Genomic DNA, 24,197 nt, shown 5'->3' with positions numbered 1-24,197 from the left:
TTGATACTTATTTTTTGTAAACTTTATGGGTTAAGCCAGAACCTTCTCGATGTAAGCCTTGATTTCTGGGCACTTGCAGCTGTCAAAGAATAACTCCTTGAACTTTGCACCGCTTACAGTTGCCTTTAAGAAATCCTGATCAATATTCTTTAAGATGGTCATCATATCAGTATGAGTGATCTTCTTTACACCGTCAAGGATCTTCTTATTGCGCTGCTCCGGAACAACTCTTTCCGGTGGATATCCGCCGCCTGGCTCAGTGCAGAACAGTTTCTCGAAGCAGTACTGTAAATTCAGCTCAGCGCCCCAACCAAAGCCCTTTGCAAATGGGAATGCAGCAGCATTTCCAGCGTTGATCTGGGAGAACATGTAAGCGTCAGACGGATCAACAACATGTCCACAAAGAACGCCTGGGAAGGAGTTGCATGCAAGCATAGCGCCCTCACCTGTACCACATCCTGTGATAACAAAATCAGCAGCGCCGCTGTTTAAAAGAATAGCGGTCAGAAGACCAACCTGTACATAAGTCAGCTGAGCCTCATCATCAGCAGCATACATGCCGTAATTTACAACCTCGTGACCCATTGGTGTAACAACTTCCTTTAAAACAGACTCAATCATGCTATTCTTTGCAGCCTGGCTGTTTTCATTGATTAATGCAATTTTCATTTTTGTAACCTTTCCTATGCCGTTTTGCCAAGGATAGTTCGCCACGGCACAATTTTGTTAAAACTATCTAATAAGATAATAGGTGAGAAAAGTGATTTTGTCAACTTGAAACAGAGAAATGGTTAAAAAACCTTGTTGAAAAGAAAAAACAACAAAAATAAGAAAATATATTTAAAAATATAAACAAAATAAAGAACTGAAATCGTGAGAAATAGTTTAAAAAATTAACAAAAATATAACGACCTACAAAATAAATTAAAATTATCTGAAAATTTATCAAAAAGTCTTTCTTTACAAAATGAATAAGATGCTGTATAGTAGGCACAAACAAAGAAAGAAAAAGCCAGAGAGGGCACGGACTGCAAAGACGCAGAACACCTCTCTGGCTTTCTTTGAAAAAAACAGGAGGACCAACATGGAACAGACTAGCAAAACACCTTGGGGAACTACAGAAGGTCTGTATGATCCCAGTTTTGAACATGACAACTGTGGTATTGGTGCAATTGTCAATATTAAAGGAACAAAAACGCATCAGACAGTAGAGGATGCATTAAAGATTGTTGAAAATCTTGAGCATCGTGCTGGTAAGGACGCAGAGGGAAAAACAGGAGATGGTGTAGGTATTTTACTTCAGATTTCACATCCGTTTTTCTCAGGTGTCTGTAAAGAACTTGGATACGACATCGGTGATGAGAGAGATTATGGTATTGGAATGTTTTTCCTGCCTCAGAACGAGACTGACCGCCGCATGTCGATGAAGATGTTCGAGATTATTGCAAAGAAGGAAGGTGTAACGGTACTTGGCTGGAGAATGGTTCCGGTCACACCGGGTATCTTAGGCTCAAAGGCACTCGACTGCATGCCATGCATCATGCAGTGCTTCTTAAAGCGTCCGTCACGTGTGGCAAAGGGTCTTGCATTTGACCGCAAGCTCTATGTCATCCGCCGTATCTTCGAGCAGTCAAATGATAATACCTATGTTGTTTCGCTTTCAAGCAGAACTATCGTTTACAAAGGAATGTTCCTTGTTGGACAGCTTCGCAATTTCTACAACGATTTACAGGATGAAGCTTATGTTTCTGCAATCGCGCTGGTTCACTCCCGTTTCTCTACAAACACAAACCCAAGCTGGCAGCGTGCTCATCCGAACCGCTACATGGTACATAACGGTGAGATCAATACTATCCGCGGCAATGTGGATAAGATGTTAGCCCGTGAGGAAAAAATGGAGTCAGAAGAACTTAAAAACGAAATTTCAAAAGTTCTTCCTGTTGTCGATGATTCAGGCTCAGATTCCGCAATGATGGATAATGTATTGGAATTTTTAATTATGAGCGGCATGCCAATGGCACTTGCTGTCATGATTCTGATTCCAGAGCCATGGATCAATGATAAGTCCATGTCACAGAAGAAGAAGGATTTCTATCAATATTATGCAACTATGATGGAGCCATGGGATGGACCGGCTGCCATCGTATTCTCCGATGGTGATCAGCTTGGCGCTGTATTAGACAGAAATGGTCTTCGTCCGAGCCGCTACATCATTACATCTGATGACCGTATGATCTTAACATCTGAGATGGGTACACTTGACATTGATCCGTCAATCATCGTAAAGAAAGAGCGTCTTCGCCCAGGCCGTATGCTGTTAGTAGACACAGTGAAGGGACGCGTGATTGATGATGAAGAGCTTAAGGGTTATTATGCAGCACGCCAGCCATATGGTGAGTGGCTTGATTCCAATATGGTTCAACTGCGCGATTTAAAGATTCCGAATGTGCGCGTACCAGAGTTTACAAGAGAAGAGATGCTTCGCTTAATGAAGAACTTTGGCTATACATTTGAGCAGCTTCGAAGCATCGTTTTGCCGATGGCAAAGACAGGAACAGAGCCGACAGCTGCAATGGGTCATGATACTCCATTAGCTGTGCTTTCAAAGCAGCATCAGCCGCTGTTTTCATATTTTAAGCAGCGTTTCGCACAGGTTACAAACCCGCCGATTGACTCCATCCGTGAGGAGATCGTCACTTCAACTAATCTGTATATTGGATGCGCAGGAAACATCTTAAAGGATACACCTGAAAACTGCAAGATTCTTCGTATCAATGATCCGATCTTAACAGACACTGATTTGCTTAAGATTCGCAACATGAACATCGAAGGCTTCAAGGTAGCGACAGTTCCGATTACTTATTATCGCAGTACTTCCTTAAATAAGGCAATTGATCGCCTATTCATTGATGTTGACCGCACTCACCACAACGGAGCGAACATTATTATTCTTTCCGACCGCGGCGTAGATGAGAATAGAATTGCAATTCCGTCTCTTTTAGCAGTCTCTGCGCTTAACCATCATCTTGTTGTTACAAAGCAGCGTACCTCTATGTCTGTTATCTTAGAGACAGGAGAGCCAAGAGAAGTTCATCATTTTGCAACACTTCTTGGATTTGGTGCAAGTGCAGTCAATCCGTATCTGGCACATGAGGGAATCAAGTATCTTGTTTCTAGCCATATGCTTGACAAGGATCCTTATGCAGCAATCGACGATTACAACAAGGCTGTTTTAAATGGTATTGTAAAGATTGCAGCAAAGATGGGTATTTCCACTATTCAGTCATATATCAGCTCCAAGATTTTTGAGGCAATTGGTCTTGATAAGGATCTGGTAGACAAATATTTCCCAGGAACAGTTTCTCGTATCGAGGGCATCAGCTTAAAGGATATTGAGGATGATATTGAGAGCTGGCATGCAACAGCATTTGATCCGCTTGGACTTGGCGTAGATCTGACACTTGACAGCGTTGGTGCTCATAAGGAAAGAAGCGGTAAGGAGGAGCATCTGTATAATCCGCTTACTATTCATATGCTGCAGGAAGCAACAAGAACAGGAAATTATGAACTGTTTAAAAAATACTCAGAGAGTCTTCGCGATGATGGAAATCCGATGAGTCTTAGAAGTCTTATGGAATTTAAATTCCCTGAGGACGGAGGCATTCCGATTGAGGAGGTTGAGGGTGTTGACAGCATCGTAAGACGTTTCAAGACAGGTGCTATGTCCTATGGTTCTATCTCTCAGGAGGCACATGAGACACTTGCAATCGCAATGAATACTCTTCATGGAAAGAGCAACAGCGGTGAAGGCGGTGAGGCGTTAGAGCGTCTTACAATCGGCAAGGACGGACTGAATCGTTCATCAGCAATCAAGCAGGTTGCTTCAGGCCGTTTTGGCGTTACAAGCCGCTATCTGACGAGCGCAAAGGAAATTCAGATTAAAATGGCACAGGGCGCAAAGCCTGGCGAGGGTGGTCATCTGCCGGCAGGAAAGGTGTATCCGTGGATTGCAAAGACAAGACATTCAACACCTGGAGTTGCACTTATTTCTCCGCCGCCGCATCATGATATTTATTCAATCGAGGATTTGGCACAGCTGATCTATGATTTAAAGAATGCAAATGATCAGGCACGAATTTCAGTAAAGCTTGTATCAGAGGCAGGTGTTGGAACTGTTGCAGCAGGTGTGGCAAAGGCAGGTGCACAGGTTATTCTTGTGTCAGGCTATGACGGTGGAACAGGAGCCGCACCGAGAAACTCAATCCATGATGCTGGTCTTCCTTGGGAGCTTGGTGTAGCAGAAACACATCAGTCCTTAATAATGAATGGTCTTCGTGACCGTGTTATCTTAGAGACAGATGGAAAGCTTATGAATGGTCATGATGTAGTAGTTGCTGCTCTTCTCGGTGCAGAAGAGTATGGCTTTGCAACAGCACCGCTTGTTACAATGGGCTGTGTCATGATGCGTGTCTGCAACCTTGATACATGTCCTGTTGGTGTGGCTACACAAAATCCAGAGTTAAGAAAAAACTTCCGTGGAAAGCCAGAGTATGTAATCAACTTTATGCGTTTCGTTGCTCAGGAAATGCGTGAATATATGGCAAAACTTGGTGTGCGCACTGTTGATGAGCTTATTGGCCGTACCGATCTTTTATACCAGAGAAAGGATTTTGCAAATAAGAGAGCAAATGAGGTCGATCTGCACCGCATCCTTGATAATCCGTACAGTGATGCATCAGTAGCAGGCTATTATCATAAGAATGTATATGATTTTGAGCTAGAAAAAACACTTGATAAGAGTGTACTTATTAAAAAGCTTATGCCGTCTGTAAAGAGCAGCCATGCAAAAGCAATTGATATTCATGTAGGCAATGTAAATCGTGCATTTGGTACGCAGCTTGGTGCTGAGATAACAAGACTTCATCCAGACGGACTGCCAGAGGATACAATTACTGTTCATGCACAGGGAAGCGGCGGACAAAGCTTTGGTGCATTTATACCTAAGGGTCTTACAATGACACTTGAAGGAGACAGCAATGACTACTTTGGCAAAGGACTTTCAGGTGGAAAGCTTGTCGTATTCCCACCAAAGAAGGCAGCATTCAAGCCAGATGAAAACATCATTATTGGAAATGTTGCGCTTTATGGTGCGACAAGCGGAAAGGCATTTATCGAAGGTGTGGCAGGTGAGCGTTTTGCTGTAAGAAACTCTGGTGCAATTGCTGTTGTTGAAGGTGTGGGTGATCATGGCTGTGAATATATGACAGGCGGTCGCGTTGCCATCCTTGGACCGACGGGAAAGAACTTTGCAGCTGGTATGAGCGGCGGTATTGCTTATGTGCTTGATGAGCACAATGATCTCTACACAAGACTGAATAAGTCACTGATCAGTATTGAGGAGCTTACAAATAAATACGATGTACAGGAATTAAAGGAGATGATCACAGAGCATGCAAAGACAACAGGCTCTGCAAAAGGAAAGTATATCCTGGAACACTTCTCCGAGTATCTGCCGAAGTTTAAGAAGATTATCCCGAATGATTATAAGCGTATGCTTAATGCCATCGTTCTGATGGAGGAGAAGGGCTTAAGCAGCGAGCAGGCACAGATCGAGGCATTCTATGCAAATGCCGGAAGAAAATAAAGGAGGAGAAGACAATGGGAAAGCCAACAGGATTTATGGAATATGCCAGAGAAGATGCCCCGGCTTCTTCACCAAAGGCAAGAATCCAAAACTATAATGAATTTCACGAGGAGCTGTCTGAGACTGAGAGAAAACAGCAGGCAGCCAGATGTATGGACTGCGGTGTGCCGTTTTGTCAGTATGGAAAAATGATTTCTGGTATGGCAAGCGGCTGCCCGCTTAACAATCTAATTCCAGAGTGGAATGATCTTTTATATACTGGAAATATGGTACAGGCATTTAATCGCCTGACAAAGACAAATTGCTTCCCGGAGTTTACGGGAAGAGTTTGTCCGGCACTATGCGAGGCAGCCTGCACATGTAACTTAAATGGAAAGCCAGTTACAACAAAGGCGAACGAGCTGTCCATCATTGAGAATGCATATGAAAGCGGATATCTGGCGCCAAATCCGCCAAAGACACGCACAGGAAAGCGCGTTGCAGTTGTAGGCTCTGGTCCATCTGGTCTGTCAGCTGCCTACTGGTTAAATAAGAGAGGCCATGAAGTTACTGTGTATGAGCGTTCAGATCGTCCAGGCGGTCTTTTGATGTACGGAATCCCAAATATGAAGCTGGAAAAGCGTTTTGTAAAGCGCCGCGTGGAGCTTATGAAGGCAGAAGGCATTCATTTTCTGACTGGTGTGAATGTAGGAAAGGATATAAGTGCAGAGGATCTTAAATCACAATACGACAGCGTGATTTTAGCGTGTGGTGCATCAAATCCAAGAGATATTCAGGCAGAGGGAAGAGATGCAGAGGGTATTTATTTTGCAGTTGATTATCTGTCACGCACGACAAAGAGTTTGCTTGATTCTAATCTTGCAGATGGAAATTATATCTCTGCAAAGGATAAGCATGTCGTTGTCATCGGCGGCGGTGATACTGGAAATGATTGCGTAGGAACTGCAATTCGTCAGGGCTGTGCATCTGTTACACAGTTAGAGATGATGCCGCAGCCGCCGCTCACACGTGCCGCAAATAATCCGTGGCCAGAGTGGCCAAGGGTCTGCAAGACAGATTATGGTCAGGAAGAAGCAATTGCCGTATTTGGTTCAGATCCTCGTATTTACAAGACAACCGTAAAGGAGTTTGTAAAAGATGCAGACGGAAAGCTTTGCGGACTGATCTGCGTGAAACTCGAATCAAAAAAGGATGAAGCAACAGGACGCATGATGATGGTGCCTGTAGAGGGCAGTGAATTTGCACTCGAAGCCGAGCTAGTACTGATCGCAGCGGGCTTCCTTGGCTGCCAGAGCTATGTATCAGATGCATTTGGAGTAGAGCTGACACCAAGAACAAATGTAAAGACAGCACCAGATTCATATGAAACTTCTGAGCCTGGCGTATTCACAGCAGGTGATATGCACCGTGGACAATCGCTTGTTGTATGGGCGATCCGCGAGGGCAGAGAAGCAGCGAGGGCAGTCGACGAAAGCTTGATGGGATATACGAATCTCGAGTAAAGTGCATGTGTCTCATCACCATTTACGTAATAATGACAACTATATAGCTCTTGTATTAAGGGTAGACCTAATTAAGGTCTGCCCTTATTGTATTATTTTTTGCCTTCCACTTGTAATTGTTTTTCATATGCGATACAATAAATGATATTGAGTGTAAATTATTCATTTAAGTAGAAAACAGCAAAAAAACGGAGGAATAATGCATGTCAAAAGTAATTATGATTCAAGGCACGATGTCAAATGCAGGAAAAAGTCTGCTTGCGGCAGGACTTTGCCGTATTTTTAAGCAGGATGGCTATCGGGTGGCACCGTTTAAGTCACAAAACATGGCATTAAACTCCTTTATTACAAAGGATGGCTTTGAGATGGGACGTGCTCAGGTAGTTCAGGCAAGAGCAGCAGGGATAGAGCCATCAGTTTATATGAATCCAATTTTATTAAAGCCAGTAAGTGACATGGGGTCACAGGTGATTGTAAATGGAAAGCCAGTCTCCAATATGCCGGCACGAAAATATTTTGCCTACAAAAAGCAACTGATTCCTGATATTATTCATGCTTTTAAAAAGCTAGAGGAACAGGCAGATATCATCGTAATCGAGGGTGCAGGAAGTCCGGCTGAGATTAATTTAAAGGCAGATGATATAGTCAACATGGGTTTAGCAAAGCTTGTAGGTGCACCTGTGCTTTTAGCTGGTGATATCGACAGAGGCGGAGTGTTTGCTCAGCTTCTTGGTACTCTTATGCTTCTTGAGCCAGATGAAAAAGAGCTGGTAAAGGGTCTTATCATCAATAAATTCAGAGGAGATAAGACAATTTTAGATCCAGGAATTGTGATGCTTGAAGAGCGTGGTAATGTGCCTGTGGCAGGCGTCATTCCATATATGAAGGTGGCAATCGAAGAGGAAGACAGCCTAAGTGAAAAGCTAGAGCAAAGCCAAAAGGGACTGATTGATCTTGCAGTAATTCGTCTTCCGCGAATGTCAAATTATACCGATTTTGATGTGTTTGAGCAGCTTTCGGGAGTAAGCGTGCGCTACGTACATAATGTAAGAGAGCTAGAAACACCAGACTGCATTTTCCTTCCAGGAAGCAAAAATACAATTGGTGATCTTTTGTGGATGCGTCAAAGCGGAATAGAGGCAGCAGTTAAAAAGCTTTCAAAAACGACACCGGTGATTGGTATATGCGGAGGATTTCAGATGCTTGGTGAGTCGATTGCTGATCCATTTGGCATCGAGCAGGGAATGGATGCGCCGGGAATGGGACTTCTTCCGATTCAGACGACTCTCACAAAAGAAAAGACGAGATTACAGGTGACAGGAACAATTGATCATTTGAGTGGAGTCTGGTCCTGCTTAAATGGCAGTCCATATGAGGGTTATGAGATTCATATGGGAAAGTCAACAGCCGTCAATGCTGCAAGCTCAAAAGAGAAAAAAGTAGGTCAGTCCCCAAAGCAGCCATCTAGTGATCTTCCAACTGTGGTATGCAGCGAGAATGGTATGGTGTGCGGCAGCTATGTCCATGGTCTGTTTGATGAAGGCGATCTTGCATGGAAGCTTGTAAAGATGCTTGCAGACAAAAAGAATGTGACATTAGAGGCATTGCAGAGTGGCTTTGATTATAAAAAGTTTCAGGAGTCACAATATGATTTATTGGCAGACACCATTCGCCAGCATATGGACATGGATTTTGTATACAGCATTTTACGGGAAGCAAAAATTTAACTTGCGCTGAAAGAAAGGATTAAAGTCATCTATATATGGAAGCAATTAAGTTTTTAAGAGAAAAATATAAAATTACACCGCCGGATCAATCAATGTATGATGCAGTAAAAGCAAACTGGGATGGAGTGGCAAAGCCGCTTGACGGGCTAGGCTGGTTCGAGCATGTTATATCACAGATTGGTGCTATAGAGGATAGCACCAATGTATGTATTTCTAAGAGGGCAGTTATTGTGATGTGCGCTGATAATGGCATTGTTAGGGAAGGCATCAGTCAGTCAGGACAGGAAGTTACGCTTGCCGTTGCACAGTCAATGGGAAGGCGTGAATCGAGCGTTTGCCGTATGGCATCAGCATCACATACAGATGTTATTCCAGTAGATATTGGAATAGCTGCTTCATGTAAAATAGATGGTGTGTTAGATGAAAAAATTGCCTGTGGTACGCGAAACTTTGCAAAAGAGCCTGCCATGACAGAAAAAGAGACATTAGATGCGATTGATACAGGTGTGCGCCTTGTAAAGCAGTGTAAGGAAAATGGCTATCAGATACTCGCAACAGGAGAGATGGGTATAGGAAATACGACAACAAGCAGTGCAGTGACAGCGGCACTTCTTCATAGGTTAGCCAGTGAGACAGCAGGAAGAGGAGCTGGATTAAACGACAAGGGGTTAAGCAGAAAAAAACAGGTCATTCAAGAGGCAATTGACAGATACGATCTATATAAGGCAGATGCATTTACGGTGCTTCAGACTGTTGGCGGCTTTGATATTGCAGGTTTGACAGGAGTTTTTATAGGAGGTGCAATGTATCATGTGCCTATTGTTTTGGACGGTCTAATAAGCGGTGCAGCAGCACTTCTTGCAAAGCGTATTATTCCTGGTACAGAGCATTTTATGATAGCATCTCATCTGGGAAAAGAACCGGCGGCAAAGGCAATTTTAAAAGAAATAGGGATCAAGCCAGTCATCCATGGAGATCTGGCGCTTGGCGAAGGAACAGGTGCAGTTATGGTATTTTCGCTTCTTGATCTTGCAATGTCAGTATATAATGGTCGTACAGATTTTTCACGTCTGGAGATGGCACCATATGAACGTCTTAGTTAAAAAGGAAAGGCAAATAAAATGATTTATCTTGTAACAGGCGGAAGCGGCAGCGGAAAATCAGCCTATGCAGAGTCATTGCTGTCTGGGTTTGAAAATATCAGAAGCCACTATTATATTGCCACGATGCAGGTATATGGAGAAGAAGGCAAAAAAAGGGTAGAGCGCCATAGAAGGCTGCGTGCAGGAAAAGGGTTTATTACATCAGAGCAGACGGTGCAGATTGAACAGGCATTGAAAAAATTTAAAGACAGTGATAAGATGTCATATGCAGCACTTGTTGAATGTGTGTCTAATCTTACTGCCAATGAAATGTTCGACGAAAATGGACAGCGAAGCGAGGACGAAGTTGTAAGGCGTGTTGTGTCTGGATTAAAAGTGCTGTCACAGTCAGTGCGTGAGCTTGTCATTGTGACAAACAATGTGTTTGACGATGGAATCACATATGATGAATCTACAATGGCTTATATACGTGCACTGGCGCGCATAAATATTGAGCTTGCTGCGTGGGCAGATGAGGTCACGGAAGTTGTGGCGGGCTGCCCTGTCATGTGGAAAAAGTAAGATGATCATAAAAATAGAGTAATTAACAGAGGATTATAAAAATGAATCTATGTAAAAAAATCGGAAAATCAATTGCAATTGCTTTTTCTATGTATTCCAAAATTCCTATGGTGCAGTTTGAGTGGAAGGAAGAAGATATGCGCTATTCAATGTGTTTCTTTCCTCTTGTTGGAATTGTAATAGGACTGTTATCATGGTGCTGGTGGCTTTTTTGCCAGCAATTTGGCATTGGAAAAATGTGTTTTGCATTTGTTGGCCTGGCAATCATTCTTTTGGTGACAGGCGGTATTCATATGGATGGCTATATGGATACGATGGATGCGCTTCATTCTTATGGAAGCCGCGAGAAAAAGCTAGAAATCTTAAAGGATTCTCATATTGGTGCATTTGCCGTGATTATGACTGTTCTTTATGTGCTGATAGCAGCAGGTGCATATTCTGAGATTAAAAATTACTCAGTTATGGCATCATTTTGCGGTTCATATTTTTTGTCACGTATTTTTAGTGCAATTGCAGTTGTCTCGTTTCCGTGTGCAAAAAAAGAAGGAACGCTGTATATGTTTGCAGATGCGGCACAGGAGAAAATAGTAAAGAGAAGCCTGTATGCAGAGTTAGCGTTTTGCGTATTATGGCAAATTTTGATGAATCCAAAGGCAGGTATTATGCAGCTTATATGTGCTTTGGCAGTGTTTGGCTATTACTATTATAAGAGCAAAAAGGAATTTGGCGGCATCACAGGTGATCTCGCCGGATATTTTGTAACACTGTGTGAGGGTGCGCTGATGGTTATGGCGGCAATTGCCTGCTTATAAGAAAGGACATTTTCATGGAACTATATATAGGCGGTTTCGCACAAGGAAAGCTTGAATATGTGAAGCGTAGATACAACGAAAATCAAAAGACAGAGAAGCTTTTTGTAAAGGTGATTGACTGCGCAGATCCACATTATAAAAAAATGCTTTTAGAAACAGAATGTGATGTATTAATTTTAAATCATCTTCATCTGTGGGTTAGGGATTTATTAGATGAAGGTATGGAGGAAGAGAAAATACAGACGACAATTCTTTCTTGGATTAAGAGTAATCCTGATGCAATTGTAATTTGTGATGAACTTGGAAACGGTATTGTGCCGATAAAAAAGCAAGAGCGCATCTGGCGTGAGCAGACAGGGCGGCTTATGATAGAGCTTGCAAAGCAGGCAGAAAGGGTGGAACGTATATTATGTGGACTGGGACAGCGGCTGAAATGACAATCACACTTTATATTATCCGCCATGGGGCCACGAAGTCCAACAAGCGTCACGCCTATCTTGGAAATACAAACGAGCCATTATCAAATGAAGGAGGAGAGCAGATTATTTTTTATAATGAAGCTGGAAGATATCCAAAAGAAAAAGATAATCTTCTTATTTTCTCAAGTCCAATGCTTCGATGCCTTCAGACAAAGGATATTTTGTATCCGGATACAAGAGCTATTTTACTTCCTGAATGGAAGGAAATTGACTTTGGACGCTTTGAAGGAAAAAATTATCAGGATTTAAATGGAGATCCTGATTATCAGCGCTGGATAGATAGCGGCGGTGTGACTGCATTTCCTGGTGGAGAAAGCCGTGATGAATTTGTGAAAAGATCAATGGCAGGACTTGAATGGTGTATAGAATGTATGGAAGATTATAAACAAAAAAGTGCAGTCTGTATTGTTCACGGCGGTACGATCATGGCTATAATGAGCAGTCTTACAGGCGGTGATTATTATGACTATCAGGTAAAAAATGGTCAGGGCTATGAAATTGAGCTGTCGATAAAAAACAACAATGTGCAGTTAGAAAAACTGACACCAATTGCAATGGAAGAGGCAGAGGAAAAAGACAAATGACAATAACATTACATATGCTGGCATTTGTCAGCGGTTTTTTGCTTGACTGTTTATTTGGTGATCCATACTGGATGCCGCATCCTGTGCGGTTTATGGGAAATCTTATTAGTTTTCTTGATAAAAAGCTTATGGGAGAAAAGCATAAGGGTGAAGAAAAAAAGGCCGATGCCCCAAATGGTGCAGACGTAAAAGATGATGCAACAATACGAAGTGAGCGCAGAAAAGGAATACTTCTTGTAATCTGTGTGTTGGCAGCGACAGCTATTGCCTCGGGAATCATCTTTTTGGGAGCTTACGCAATTCACCCAATTGCTGGTTTTGTAGTCGAAGCAATTATGACATATCAGATTTTAGCGGCAAGATGTCTGCAAAAAGAGAGCACAAAGGTATACACCGCATTGAAAAAAAATGATCTTTTAGGTGCACGATATGCTGTTTCCATGATTGTAGGACGAGATACAAATGTCTTAGATGAGGCAGGTGTGGCGCGTGCTGCAGTAGAGACAGTGGCAGAGAGTACATCTGATGGTGTGATTGCGCCTATGCTTTACACGGCACTTGGCGGCCCAGTGCTTGGCATGATTTACAAAGCAGTCAATACGATGGATTCAATGGTAGGCTATAAAAGCAGCCGTTATCTGTATTTTGGCCGTGCAGCAGCAAAATTAGATGATGTCATCAATTGGATTCCGGCAAGAATCAGTGCACTTCTTTTAATTGCAGGAAGCGCTTTTCTTAGTGTGACTAGGATTTTCAGCAAAGAAAAAGCAGTATATAATACTAAAGATGCATGGCATATCTGGAGAAGAGATGCAAAAAAGCATGCGAGTCCAAATGCCGGACATACAGAAGCTGCATGCGCAGGTGCACTTGGCATTCGTCTGGCAGGTGACACCATTTATGGCAGTAAAGTCATTAAAAAGCCATATATCGGTGATGATAAAAGGGCAGTTTTGCCAGAGGATATCTGCCGGTGCAATTATCTGATGTATGCGGCTGCAGTTCTTGGAGAGGTAATCTGCGTAATATTGATGATATTGCTAAATTTCATAGGATAACAATCTGGTATCAAAGGGGGCAAAAATGGACAAGCATACAGAAAAAAGCGTACACGGCGGAGATGTATATCGTAATCAGGTAGAGCTTGATTTTTCAGTAAACATAAATCCATTTGGCATGCCAGATGGTGTTAAAAAGGCACTTGGCGATGCTATTTTTTTATGCACTCAATATCCAGATGAAAAAGTTTCAAAGCTTAGTGAAGCAATGGCGAAAAAGCTTGATGTGCCGCAGGAATGTATTCTATTTGGAAATGGTGCATCAGAGCTTTTTGTGGCGATTATCCATGCAAGAAAGCCAAAGACTGTACTTGTGCTTGCACCGTCCTTTTCAGGCTATGAGCACTCAGCAGCATGTGAGGACTGTCAGGTGCGCTATTATTATCTGAAAAAAGAAGATAATTTTGAACTGACAGAGCATTTTTTGCAGGAATTGATAAGACAGATAAAAGCGCACGAAGCGCCAGATTTGATTTTTCTTGCAAATCCAAATAATCCAACAGGAGTATGTATTTCATTTGATATTATCTCACAGATTGTTTTTCTTTGCTGTGAACATAGAATTACATTGGTGATTGACGAATGTTTTATTGAATTTACGAAGCGTCAAAATGAAAGCCTTATAAAAACTGCGATTCATTCACAGTATTTGATTGTTGTGCGTGCATTTACAAAGATATACGGGATACCGGGTGTGCGCCTAGGCTATCTGGCGGCATCTGAAAAAATGGTAGAATGTTTGAAAAGACAGCTCCCGGAGTGGAATGTATCGCTCTTAGCACAGTATGCGGGAGCAGCGGCACTACAGGAAGATGAGTTTGTACAGAAAACATCAGAATATGTAGAAAAACAGAGGGAATACCTTACAGAAAAGCTTCGTTTACTCGGTCTTACTGTGTGGCAGGGAGAGGCAGATTATTTGCTTTTTTATTCAGAGAAGAATCTATATGAAATGCTGCTAAAGAAAAAAATGCTGATTCGGGACTGCAGTAATTATAAAGGACTTGAATCAGGGTATTATCGCATTGCAGTAAAAAAACAAGAGGAAAATGATCGTTTAATAGCTGCATTAGAAGAAGTACTGTCAGACGAGAATATAAAATAAAACACCGCTATTGTCGGGGAAAACAGGGAGGAAATAAAAAATGGGAATAACGGCGAAAGGAAAGAAAAATGCAGGTTTGCTGACAGAAGGTTCAATAGCAAAGGGAATTTTATCATTTGCTATTCCATTATTTTTAGGCCAGCTATTGCAGCAGTTTTACAATGTGGCAGATGCATGGGTTGTAGGAAATTTTGCAGATAACGATTCATTTGCAGCAGTCAGCTCAGCAGGAAATCTAACCTTTTTAATTATTGGATTTTTCAATGGAATTGCCATTGGAGGCGGCGTTGTTATTTCAAAATATTTTGGTGCACGTGATGAAAAAAGCGTGGAAGTTGCCATTCATACAAACTTTTTATTTGGACTTATCGCATCAGCCCTTTCTACAATTGTAGGACTTATTTTGATTCCAGTTTTGCTTCGTCTGATGCAGACACCAGAGAATGTGCTTCCGGCATCACTATTGTATCTGCGTGTATATTTCGCAGGCGTATCAACTATTATCATGTATAATATTGGTATGTCAATCATGAGAGCGCTTGGTGACAGCCTTCATCCGCTGTATTATCTGTTTATTTCATCTGTAATCAATGTAGTGCTTGATTTATTATTTGTTGCTGTGTTCCACTGGGGTGTAGGCGGTGCAGCAGCGGCAACAATCATTGCGCAGGGTGTAAGTGCAGTAATGTGCATTTATCGTATGTGTAAAATGGAGGGAGTTGCACGTCTTGATTTTAAAAAGCTTCACTATAATGGTTCTATGATGCATGAGGTAATAACACAGGGTCTTCCGACAGGTATTCAAAATTCTGTTATCAGTATTGGAAATATCGTTATTCAGAAAAATATCAATTCATTTGGATCATTTGCAATGGCCGGTGTTGGTGCATATAGTAAGCTTGAGGGATTTGCATTTCTCCCAATTACCTGTATGTCTATGGCACTTCCTACATTTATCAGCCAAAATCTTGGCGCGAAGGAGTATAACCGTGCAAAGAAGGGTGCTGTATTTGGAATTATCACAGGCGTCGCTGTGGCAGAGTTGATTGGAATTGGCTTCTATATTGGAATTGAGCCGCTTCTTCGTTTCTTTGTAGATGAGGAACAATCCGTTTCATATGGAGAAATGCATGCGCATGTGACAACGCTGTTTTTCTGCCTGCTTGCTTTCTCACATTGTGCAGCAGGTGTTCTTCGAGGCTGTGGAAAATCAATCATTCCTATGGCAGCAATGCTCGCCTTCTGGTGTGGACTTAGAATCGTCTATGTGACAACAGCACTGGAGTTTATACCAAAATTTACAATGATCAGCTGGGCTTACCCGCTGACCTGGAGCTGCAGCAGCATTGTATTTTTACTGTTTTTAATTTTCTCAGATTGGACGCATGCATTTGAAAAAAAGGCGGCAAAGAGCAAAGTAATTAAATAAAAAAAGCACAGGTACAAGGCATCTGCCTTGTACCTGTGTTTTTTATTTGATGTCTTTGATATCGTAAGGAGTGCTTTGGTAAACATAGAAATTTAGCCAATTAGAATATAAGAGCTGTCCTGTAGAGCGCCAGGTGACAACTGGTGCCTTTGTCGGATCATCATCTGGAAAATAGTTGATTGGAAGATCAACGCTTGTAAGACCTTTTTCCATGTCACGATTATACTCAAGTGCAAGAGTATTGGCATCATATTCGGCATGACAGGTGACAAAGAACTGTCTGCTGTCTTTTGTCTTAGCAATGGCAAGACTGCCTTCTTTTGTAAGAGCCATTATCTCAAGCTCTGGTACGGCTGCTACATCAGAAACATTCACATCTGTTGCGCGGGAATGAGGTGCAAGAAATTCATCATTAAAACCGCGAAATAACGGTGATGTCTTCTTTAAAATCTGATGTGGAAAGATGCCAAACAGTTTCTTGTCAAGATCAAATTTTTTAATGCCGTAGTGATAGTAGAGTCCGGCATAAGCTCCCCAACACAGATGGAATGTACAGTGAACGTGTGTCTTTGTCCATTCCATGATTTTGCAGACCTCATCCCAGTAGGCAGTTTCTTCATATGGCACATAGTCAAGCGGTGCACCAGTGATAATCATGCCGTCATAACGGCGATCCTTGATCTGGTCAAAGGTGTAGTAAAACTGTTTTAAATGTTCAGGGTCTGTGTGTGTGGAAGTGTAGCTTGCTGTCTGTAAAAAGTCAACACATATCTGAAGTGGTGTGTTGGAGAGCTTACGCAGAAGCTGTGTTTCAGTAATAATTTTTGTTGGCATCAGATTCAAAATCAAAACATTAAGCGGACGTATATCCTGATGCATCGCACGGTGTTCCGTCATAACAAATATATTTTCAGCTTCCAGTATGGCATGAGCTGGAAGCGAATCGGGTATTCGAATAGGCATAACAAATTTTCTCCTCTCAAATGATTAACATCAAAATAGTAGCGCAGTTTGGAGGAAAAGTCAATGGTATGAAAGCCCTTCACCTTCGGGCTTTGCCGCAATATTGACTTATCCATGAACAGTAATCAATGGTTTCGTCGACGAACCAGTTTCGTTGCAGCTCACTGGACAAGACACAGGCAGAATGGTATAATGGCATAAAAACAGGAAGAAATACCTGAAAGAATATCGACAGAAGAAAGGAAAACAGATGGAACTAAAATGTACGCTGCAATATTCAAATCCCCATGTTATAAGGCAGATTGCGGTACCAGAAAAAATCACCCTACAGCAATTGTATAGGGTGATTTGTGTATGTGCGGATATGGATACACTTGGTGTTGACACCTTATTTTTTAAAGATGGAGTTCAATTAAAGAAAACACAACAAGTTGATGAAATTATGCTTAGTGAGTCTGTGCCTGATTCAGAAAAAATGTTGTCATGTATCGTTAAAAAAAATGATAAAGTATGCTGGGAGTGGCGTATTGAACTTGTTTCAAAAGAAAACAGACTTTCTGACGAAAAAACAGTCCAATATCCAATACTACTGCGTTTTCAGGGAACAAATATTGGAAATGGGAGAAAAGAAGTAGCAGAATTTAATCGCTATTCAAATAGCTGGTACAGCTTACAGGATTTGCAGGTTCAGAAACAGTCTGTTAATTTAAAGCTTAATTTACTTTTTAGTGAGTTTGGGGTATCGAAAGAAAATCATGCATCTGGTAAAAAAGGTATTGAACTTGATTCGTCCACACTTTTGCAGATGAAAAGTTGTTTGGACAGTTTAAAGCAAATGAGGGTAGATGAGCTAAAAGAAATTGAAAAAAATTTAGATATGAACCATCCGACCAATATTCAAAAGGAAAAAAGAGCTGAACTAATCTTGCAGGATTATATAGAAAAAACTGATGTCATGTTACATATTTTTGAACAGATTAGTTTGACTGAATTTGATGTATTTTTAAAACTGTATGCTTCAGGTGGAACGGTTTCAAGAAGTATCGAAGATTGTTTGGAATATAAAACGTTAGAGAAATACGGATTGGTTTCTATTGATGTAGATTATAGCGGTTCTATCACAGTTGATATGAGTATTGAACTTGCAATGGGAGCAGGCAAATTTATGAAAGAGCCAGAAAAAAGTTCGCTTCGAAATTTTCAGGTTGTACAGGCTGTAATTGCTGCATGCGTGAATCTATACGGATTTGCCAGTTATTGGCACTACAGTGCGTTAATTGATGCCAATTATAAAAAAATCATAGCGCAAGAGGCAAAAAAACAATATTGGGATATGTTTGCTGAACGGGCAAAAGAAGGACGATGGCGATATATGTGGTCAAGTGTCTCAAATGTATTTTTTAAACCTACAAGTGACCAGGATTGGATCATACAGCAGGTGAAAAAGAACTTTGAGGAGATTCCTTATTATATACCAGGTGGAGAGGAGATAAAATTACTGCAGTTTGATGGAATTGATTATTCTCTGCCTGGTTATAAGATGTTTTTTTCTGTGTTGGTCGATAACTGCAGGAGCTTTGAAGATGAAAATAAATTAGTCACAGAGATGATGCTGAAATGTATTAATGGTGAGAGTCCAAGGAAGGTGGTATATAATTACAGACATTGTTTTATAAAAGGAACAGCCAGTGTGAAAATTTTAGGAGATGCACTTGAAAAGCTAGAGGCAACGATCCGGCGTCCACAATATTATGGTCATACGAAGAATGAGTTTATGCATCTTACAGGAGGAATAACAAAGTGAGTTATAATATAAAAAATGCACTTGCGGACTTCAAAAAAGAAGATTTGGCAGATGGAATGATCGATATATTGAAGGATAGCAAAAGGACATTGGAGAAAACAAAGGAAAATGGATTTTTAAAGCTAAGCTTAAAAATGCAGAGAACAAGCACTTACAATGCAGTAGTTTGGCTTGATGAGAAAAATGGTGAGCTTGTAAAGACAGCTTGCAGGTGTGGTCATTTTCAAAAACAATATTTTTGCTGTGAGCATGTGGCAGCGGTGGTGATGCAGTATATTGTAGAGATATATGGTCAAGACGTGGTTAAGCAGTCTGAGATTTTTCCTTTAATGCTTCAGAAAACAAATGTAGAAGATCCATTTATTCCGGGTATTTTAAAAAGCACCGATGAGGAAATGATGGAAATTCTAAAAGAGAACTTCTTTAAAAAGCGGGCATTGCCAGTTGAACAGAATATAAAACAGCCGCTTTCAATACAGGCAAAATGCTGCATTGGTGAATGCAAGGATGGTCTTTTATTGGAGCTTCGTGTTGGTGAGACGAGAACGTATGTAATACGAGATCTGAATGAGTTCTTTTATAAGTGGACAGAGAAAAAAACAATTGAGTTAGGAAAATATATAAAATTTATTCCGGATAAAAATCTGTTTGACGAAAACGGGCGTAAAATTATTCAGTTTTTCTTAGAGGAATATTTAACAGAAAAGGCTTCTGGAAGGACAAATTATTCTTATTATGCTTCGGCTAGTCAGCAGGCAAGATCTGTTTCCATTTTTGGAAGCCGCATTGATTCCTTTATGGATACTATTGCTGCAAATGGCGTATATTTGCTTTCAGATGAAAAGAAAAATATTTTTTATGATGAGCAGTTCTATAGTCCTAAGATCAAAGTTGCAAAACTTACATATGGAGCGACTGTGATGGCTGAGCGATATCATATTTTATGTGAGAGTCTTGAGTATAGCTATGTCTTGTCAGGTGATACCATATATCGTATGAAAAAACCAGAGATGGCTGTACAGAAGATTCTTGAACTGTGCCAGAGTAAGAAAGAGCTTTTTATATCAGATAAGGATCTGCCAGCAGTCACAAGAGATGTGTTATCAAATCTTAAAGACGCGGCAGTAATCACCTATACTGGCATGGATCCTGATAAATATCTGCCTCCAAAGCCGACAATTGCTTTGTACCTCGATTCTCCGCAGGAAAATATGATTACATGTGATGTGGCAGCCATTTATGGTGAGAAAAAGTATCATGTTTATGGAAAGGAGCGTTACAGCCAAAAGCGAAACTTCACAGAGGAGCATAGATTAGCAGAGATAATCCAGATGTACTTTAATGCGTTCGATCAGGAAAAGAGCCTTCTAGTCTATTCTGGTGATGAGGGAGATATTTTCACATTTCTTTCTCAGGTGATTCCAAAGCTGCAAAAATATGGCGATATTTATGTGACAGATTCAATGAAGAAGCTTCGAGTTGTTCCGTCAGCCAGTTTTCAGGTTGGAGTTTCAGTATCAGGCGGCCTTCTTGAGATGTCTATGGCATCAAATCAGTTTAACAAGGAAGAGCTTGCTGAAATTTTCTCATCGTATGACAGAAAAAAGAAATACCATCGATTGAAAAATGGCGCATTTATCACCTTTAATAAAGAACAAAAGCAGGTAATGTCTGCTCTATTAGATGTGATGAAAAATTATGCCGATAAAAAAAATCCTGATACGATCAAGATGCCGCTTTTTAGGGCACTTTATCTTGATGAACTGCTTGCAGAAAAAGAGTCAGTTGAACTTAAGAAAAATCGTGAATATCGAAAGCTAATTGGAAAGATGAGAAGCTATGAAAACGGTGATTATGAAGTACCGCAGTCACTTGAAGCAGTACTTCGAGAATATCAGCGAGACGGCTTTTACTGGATTAAGACATTAAAAGAAAATGGCTTTGGCGGTATTTTAGCTGATGATATGGGTCTTGGAAAGACTCTTCAGATATTGGCATTTCTTTTATCAGAAAAGGAACAGGGAAAAGTGGGAGACGAGCTTCGCACATTAATAGTTGCTCCAGCCTCACTTGTTTATAACTGGAAAAAGGAAGTCGAGCGCTTTACACCGCAGCTGTCAGTATGTGTGATGGCAGGAACTGCACATGAGAGAAAGGAGCTTATTAAAAATCAGACAAGCAATGTAGATGTGTGGATTACATCATATGATCTGTTAAAACGCGATATCGAGCTGTATCAGGATATTGTATTTGCAAATGAGATTATTGATGAGGCACAGTATATTAAGAATCAGACAACACACGCAGCAAAATCAGTGCGTCTTGTAAACAGCAGTTTTCGCATGGCACTTACAGGTACACCGATGGAAAACCGCCTAAGTGAGCTTTGGAGTATCTTTGACTATCTGATGCCTGGATTTTTGTATGGATACACGCGTTTTAGAAGTGAAATAGAGACGCCAATTGTTTCTGACAAGGATGAAGATGCGATGACACGTCTTCGCGCTATGATTCATCCATTTATCCTTCGCCGACTGAAAAAGGATGTATTAAAGGAGCTTCCGGAAAAACAGGAGGAGATCGTCACAGTTGCACTTTCAGGTGAACAAAAAAAGCTTTATCAGGCACATTCACAGAGATTGAAAATGTTTCTTGAGGATCAAAACGATGAGGATTTTGCACAGAATAAGCTTCAGATTCTTGCTGAGCTGACAAAGCTTCGTCAACTTTGCTGCGGACCAGAGCTTCTTTTGGAAAATTATAAGGGTGAAAATGCAAAGCTTGAAACATGTATTGAACTTATTACACAGGCTATTGCCGGAGGTCATAAGATTCTACTATTCTCTCAATTTACGTCCATGCTGGATCTTATTGGCGAGGAATTAAAAAAAGCAAAAATAGATTATTATCGCATTGATGGAAGCGTAAAAAAAGAGGCGCGCATGGAGATGGTGGAGCAATTCCAAAATCCAAAAAATCAAGTATCAGTGTTTTGCATTTCATTAAAAGCTGGAGGTACTGGACTAAATCTGACTGCAGCAGATATTGTAATTCATTATGATCCATGGTGGAATAAGGCAGCTCAGAATCAGGCGACTGATCGTGCACATCGAATTGGACAAAAACATGCAATTAATGTCTATCAGCTGATAGCAGAGGAAACAATTGAGCAAAAAATTTGTGAACTTCAGCAGGTAAAAGAAGATCTGGCTGAGGAGGTTCTTTCAGGCGAGGGTATCAGCAGCACTCAGTTTAATAAAGATGAAATTATGAATTTGTTAGAAAAATAAACCGTTTATTCGGACAAAAAGGATAGAAAAATACATTTTTTAGCAGTTGTGCTACATTGACAGGCCTACTTTTTGTATGAATTTACGTACATTGTGAAAAAGGCTTGCACAACATCACCTTTTTTGCTATGATAATAATAAGTATGGAGTCAAAAGACTGGTCAGAATAGGGGGGAGATCGATGGATATCCGATGCAAAAGGTGTCTGCTTCGAGAAATGGCAAATGAAGATATGTATCACAGGATACAGCGAACGATTGACGCGATTCCTCCTAAACTTCGGTGCTCAAAAGGGGAGTACGATGCACGTCTTGAATTATGCAAGGAGTGCGAAAAATTGATTGGTGGTATGTGCCGTGTGTGTGGCTGCTTTGTAGAAGTAAGAGCTGCCAAAAAAAGCGAACATTGTCCGGGAATACCGCGCCGTTGGGATGGGCTGCAACTTTAGGCTTAATATCGGCAAATTTTTGTCACAACTTGCTGCCTTGCAGCAGAAACGGAGGAAATTATAATAATGAAAGAAACAGTAATGCAGTTTGGTGAAGGTGGATTTTTACGCGGTTTTGTTGATTACTTCTTCAAGAAGCTGAATGATGCCGGGGTGTATGAAGGAAAGGTTGTTGTAATTCAGCCAATCGATAAGGGTATGGTAAATATGCTTAACGATCAGAATTGCGAATATAACCTGTACTTAAGAGGACTTCAGAACGGTAAGGAAGTTATCGAGCATACTCATGTTGATGTTATCTCAAGAGGTATCAATCCATATGAGGATTTTGATGCATACATGGCATTGGCTGAGAACCCAGATCTTCGTGTAATCGTATCTAACACCACTGAGGCTGGTATTGAGTATCTTGGAACTGAGAAGTTAGATGACAAGCCGGCTAAGTCATATCCTGCAAAGCTGACTCAGTTCTTATACAAGAGATTTCAGACAGGTTTAAAGGGATTTATTCTTCTTCCATGTGAGCTGATCGATCACAATGCAGACACCTTAAAGGAGTGTGTATTAAAGTATGCAGATCTGTGGGAGTTAGGAGATGAGTTTAAAAACTGGCTGCTGTCTGAAAACGATTTCTGCAACACCTTAGTAGACCGTATCGTTACTGGCTATCCAAGAGCAGAGGCTGCTGATATCTGCAAGGAATTAGGCTACACCGATAACCTGATTGATACTGCTGAGATCTTCCATCTGTGGGTAATTCAGGGTCATCACGAGGACGAGCTGCCATTCAACAAGGCTGGCTACAACATCGTATGGACTGATGACGTTGCACCATATAAGAAGAGAAAGGTTCGTATCTTAAACGGCGGACATACATCTATGGTACTTGGCGCTTACCTGTATGGCCTTGAGACAGTAGGCGAGTGCTTAAAGGATGAGACAGTAAGCAGCTACTTAAAGCACTGCATCTTCGAGGAGATCGTTCCAACTCTTGGAAATACTCAGACCGATATCGATTTCGGAAAGGCTGTTTTAGAGCGTTTCGCAAATCCGTTCATCCGTCACATGTTACTGTCTATCGCACTGAATTCTGTAAGTAAGTTCCAGGTTCGTGTACTTCCAACCATTCTTGAGCATAAAGAGAAGTTTGGAAAATATCCGGAAGGTCTTGTAATGTCTATGGCAGCATTGATTGCATTCTATCGTACCGATAAGGCAAACGATGGTGCAGAGATCATGGAGTTTATGAAGACTGCAAGCGTAGAGGATATCATGAAGAGAGAGGACTACTGGCATGCAGATCTGACCGAGATGATTCCGATGGTACAGAAGTACTACGATGTAATCGAGAAGGATGGCATGAAGGCAGCTTACGATTTAGTATTAAATAAATAATCACAAAGCAGCCGGACCAATTTATGGTTCGGCTGTATGCCGTAAAGCGGTGCAAAACGGCAGAATGCGAACAGAAAGGCATATAGAATTTATGAAAACTTACATTCAGATTAATCCACAGGATAATGTCTGTGTTGCACTGGCTCCTATTTCAGCTGGTACACAGATAAACGCAGGCACGACCGTGACCACACTAGAGGATATTCCGCAGGGCCATAAGATTGCACTTGCTGATATCAAAGAAGGTGAAAAGGTCATCAAGTATGGCTTCCCGATTGGTGTGGCAAAGCAGG

At 41.2% G+C, this 24,197-nt stretch carries 18 protein-coding genes; 16 read left to right on the top strand and 2 right to left on the bottom strand.

What is annotated here, in order from left to right:
- Nucleotides 1-30: 30 nt before the first annotated feature.
- Nucleotides 31-669 (bottom strand): RpiB/LacA/LacB family sugar-phosphate isomerase, encoded by a 639-nt coding sequence (locus WJP93_RS02560; protein WP_066558342.1) that lies wholly within the window; start codon nucleotides 667-669, stop codon nucleotides 31-33.
- A gap of 415 nt (nucleotides 670-1,084) precedes the next feature.
- Here WJP93_RS02560 and gltB point away from each other — a divergent pair, with 415 nt between their 5' ends.
- The 11 genes from gltB to WJP93_RS02505 all read left to right on the top strand — a co-directional run bounded on the left by gltB (nucleotide 1,085) and on the right by WJP93_RS02505 (nucleotide 16,004).
- Nucleotides 1,085-5,644 (top strand): glutamate synthase large subunit, encoded by a 4,560-nt coding sequence (gene gltB, locus WJP93_RS02555; protein WP_337546728.1) that lies wholly within the window; start codon nucleotides 1,085-1,087, stop codon nucleotides 5,642-5,644.
- Between the two features lie 14 nt (nucleotides 5,645-5,658).
- Complete coding sequence (locus tag WJP93_RS02550; protein WP_227100678.1) at nucleotides 5,659-7,146, top strand: glutamate synthase subunit beta; 1,488 nt, start codon at nucleotides 5,659-5,661, stop codon at nucleotides 7,144-7,146.
- A gap of 203 nt (nucleotides 7,147-7,349) precedes the next feature.
- Nucleotides 7,350-8,873, top strand: a complete 1,524-nt coding sequence (locus WJP93_RS02545; protein ID WP_337546726.1) for a cobyric acid synthase — start codon at nucleotides 7,350-7,352, stop codon at nucleotides 8,871-8,873.
- Between the two features lie 35 nt (nucleotides 8,874-8,908).
- Entirely contained in the window at nucleotides 8,909-9,976 is a 1,068-nt protein-coding gene (locus WJP93_RS02540) for a nicotinate-nucleotide--dimethylbenzimidazole phosphoribosyltransferase (RefSeq protein ID WP_227100682.1), read from the top strand.
- A gap of 18 nt (nucleotides 9,977-9,994) precedes the next feature.
- Entirely contained in the window at nucleotides 9,995-10,537 is a 543-nt protein-coding gene (locus tag WJP93_RS02535) for a bifunctional adenosylcobinamide kinase/adenosylcobinamide-phosphate guanylyltransferase (RefSeq protein WP_337546724.1), read from the top strand.
- Nucleotides 10,538-10,578: 41 nt separating this feature from the next.
- Complete coding sequence (locus WJP93_RS02530; protein WP_066558327.1) at nucleotides 10,579-11,349, top strand: adenosylcobinamide-GDP ribazoletransferase; 771 nt, start codon at nucleotides 10,579-10,581, stop codon at nucleotides 11,347-11,349.
- A gap of 14 nt (nucleotides 11,350-11,363) precedes the next feature.
- Nucleotides 11,364-11,786 carry a bifunctional adenosylcobinamide kinase/adenosylcobinamide-phosphate guanylyltransferase gene (locus tag WJP93_RS02525; protein ID WP_066558324.1) on the top strand — a complete coding sequence of 141 codons (423 nt, stop codon included), beginning with the start codon at nucleotides 11,364-11,366 and terminating at the stop codon, nucleotides 11,784-11,786.
- Entirely contained in the window at nucleotides 11,759-12,412 is a 654-nt protein-coding gene (locus WJP93_RS02520; RefSeq protein ID WP_066558323.1) for a histidine phosphatase family protein, read from the top strand. The genes WJP93_RS02525 and WJP93_RS02520 overlap by 28 nt, the downstream gene beginning before the upstream one ends.
- Before the next feature lie 2 nt (nucleotides 12,413-12,414).
- Nucleotides 12,415-13,470 carry an adenosylcobinamide-phosphate synthase CbiB gene (gene cbiB / locus WJP93_RS02515; protein WP_337546740.1) on the top strand — a complete coding sequence of 352 codons (1,056 nt, stop codon included), beginning with the start codon at nucleotides 12,415-12,417 and terminating at the stop codon, nucleotides 13,468-13,470.
- A gap of 25 nt (nucleotides 13,471-13,495) precedes the next feature.
- On the top strand, nucleotides 13,496-14,575 hold the full coding sequence (locus WJP93_RS02510) for a threonine-phosphate decarboxylase (protein WP_066558318.1): 1,080 nt from the start codon (nucleotides 13,496-13,498) through the stop codon (nucleotides 14,573-14,575).
- Between the two features lie 40 nt (nucleotides 14,576-14,615).
- Nucleotides 14,616-16,004, top strand: a complete 1,389-nt coding sequence (locus WJP93_RS02505) for an MATE family efflux transporter (RefSeq protein ID WP_066558316.1) — start codon at nucleotides 14,616-14,618, stop codon at nucleotides 16,002-16,004.
- 42 nt (nucleotides 16,005-16,046) lie between these two features.
- Here the strand turns inward: WJP93_RS02505 and metA are convergent, their stop codons facing one another.
- Nucleotides 16,047-16,967 carry a homoserine O-succinyltransferase gene (gene metA / locus WJP93_RS02500; protein WP_118612502.1) on the bottom strand — a complete coding sequence of 307 codons (921 nt, stop codon included), beginning with the start codon at nucleotides 16,965-16,967 and terminating at the stop codon, nucleotides 16,047-16,049.
- A 250-nt stretch (nucleotides 16,968-17,217) separates the two neighbouring features.
- Here metA and WJP93_RS02495 point away from each other — a divergent pair, with 250 nt between their 5' ends.
- From WJP93_RS02495 to WJP93_RS02475, 5 genes are all read left to right on the top strand, one after another.
- Complete coding sequence (locus WJP93_RS02495) at nucleotides 17,218-18,771, top strand: hypothetical protein (RefSeq protein WP_337546718.1); 1,554 nt, start codon at nucleotides 17,218-17,220, stop codon at nucleotides 18,769-18,771.
- Nucleotides 18,768-22,061 (top strand): DEAD/DEAH box helicase, encoded by a 3,294-nt coding sequence (locus WJP93_RS02490; protein ID WP_337546717.1) that lies wholly within the window; start codon nucleotides 18,768-18,770, stop codon nucleotides 22,059-22,061. The genes WJP93_RS02495 and WJP93_RS02490 overlap by 4 nt, the downstream gene beginning before the upstream one ends.
- Before the next feature lie 181 nt (nucleotides 22,062-22,242).
- The gene (locus WJP93_RS02485; protein ID WP_337546716.1) at nucleotides 22,243-22,509 is read left to right on the top strand and encodes a DUF6171 family protein; all 267 of its coding nucleotides are present in this window, start codon (nucleotides 22,243-22,245) and stop codon (nucleotides 22,507-22,509) included.
- 66 nt (nucleotides 22,510-22,575) lie between these two features.
- Nucleotides 22,576-23,904 carry a tagaturonate reductase gene (locus WJP93_RS02480; RefSeq protein ID WP_337546715.1) on the top strand — a complete coding sequence of 443 codons (1,329 nt, stop codon included), beginning with the start codon at nucleotides 22,576-22,578 and terminating at the stop codon, nucleotides 23,902-23,904.
- A gap of 91 nt (nucleotides 23,905-23,995) precedes the next feature.
- Nucleotides 23,996-24,197, top strand: a 202-nt coding sequence (locus WJP93_RS02475) for a UxaA family hydrolase (protein ID WP_337546713.1), incomplete at its 3' end; no start/stop codon positions are given.

Origin of the sequence: Anthropogastromicrobium sp. (genome assembly GCF_037349415.1) — a bacterium.
Lineage (GTDB): Bacteria > Bacillota > Clostridia > Lachnospirales > Lachnospiraceae > Anthropogastromicrobium > Anthropogastromicrobium aceti.
Note: the sequence above shows the minus strand (reverse complement) of the source record. Positions and strands in the feature narration are given on the sequence as shown.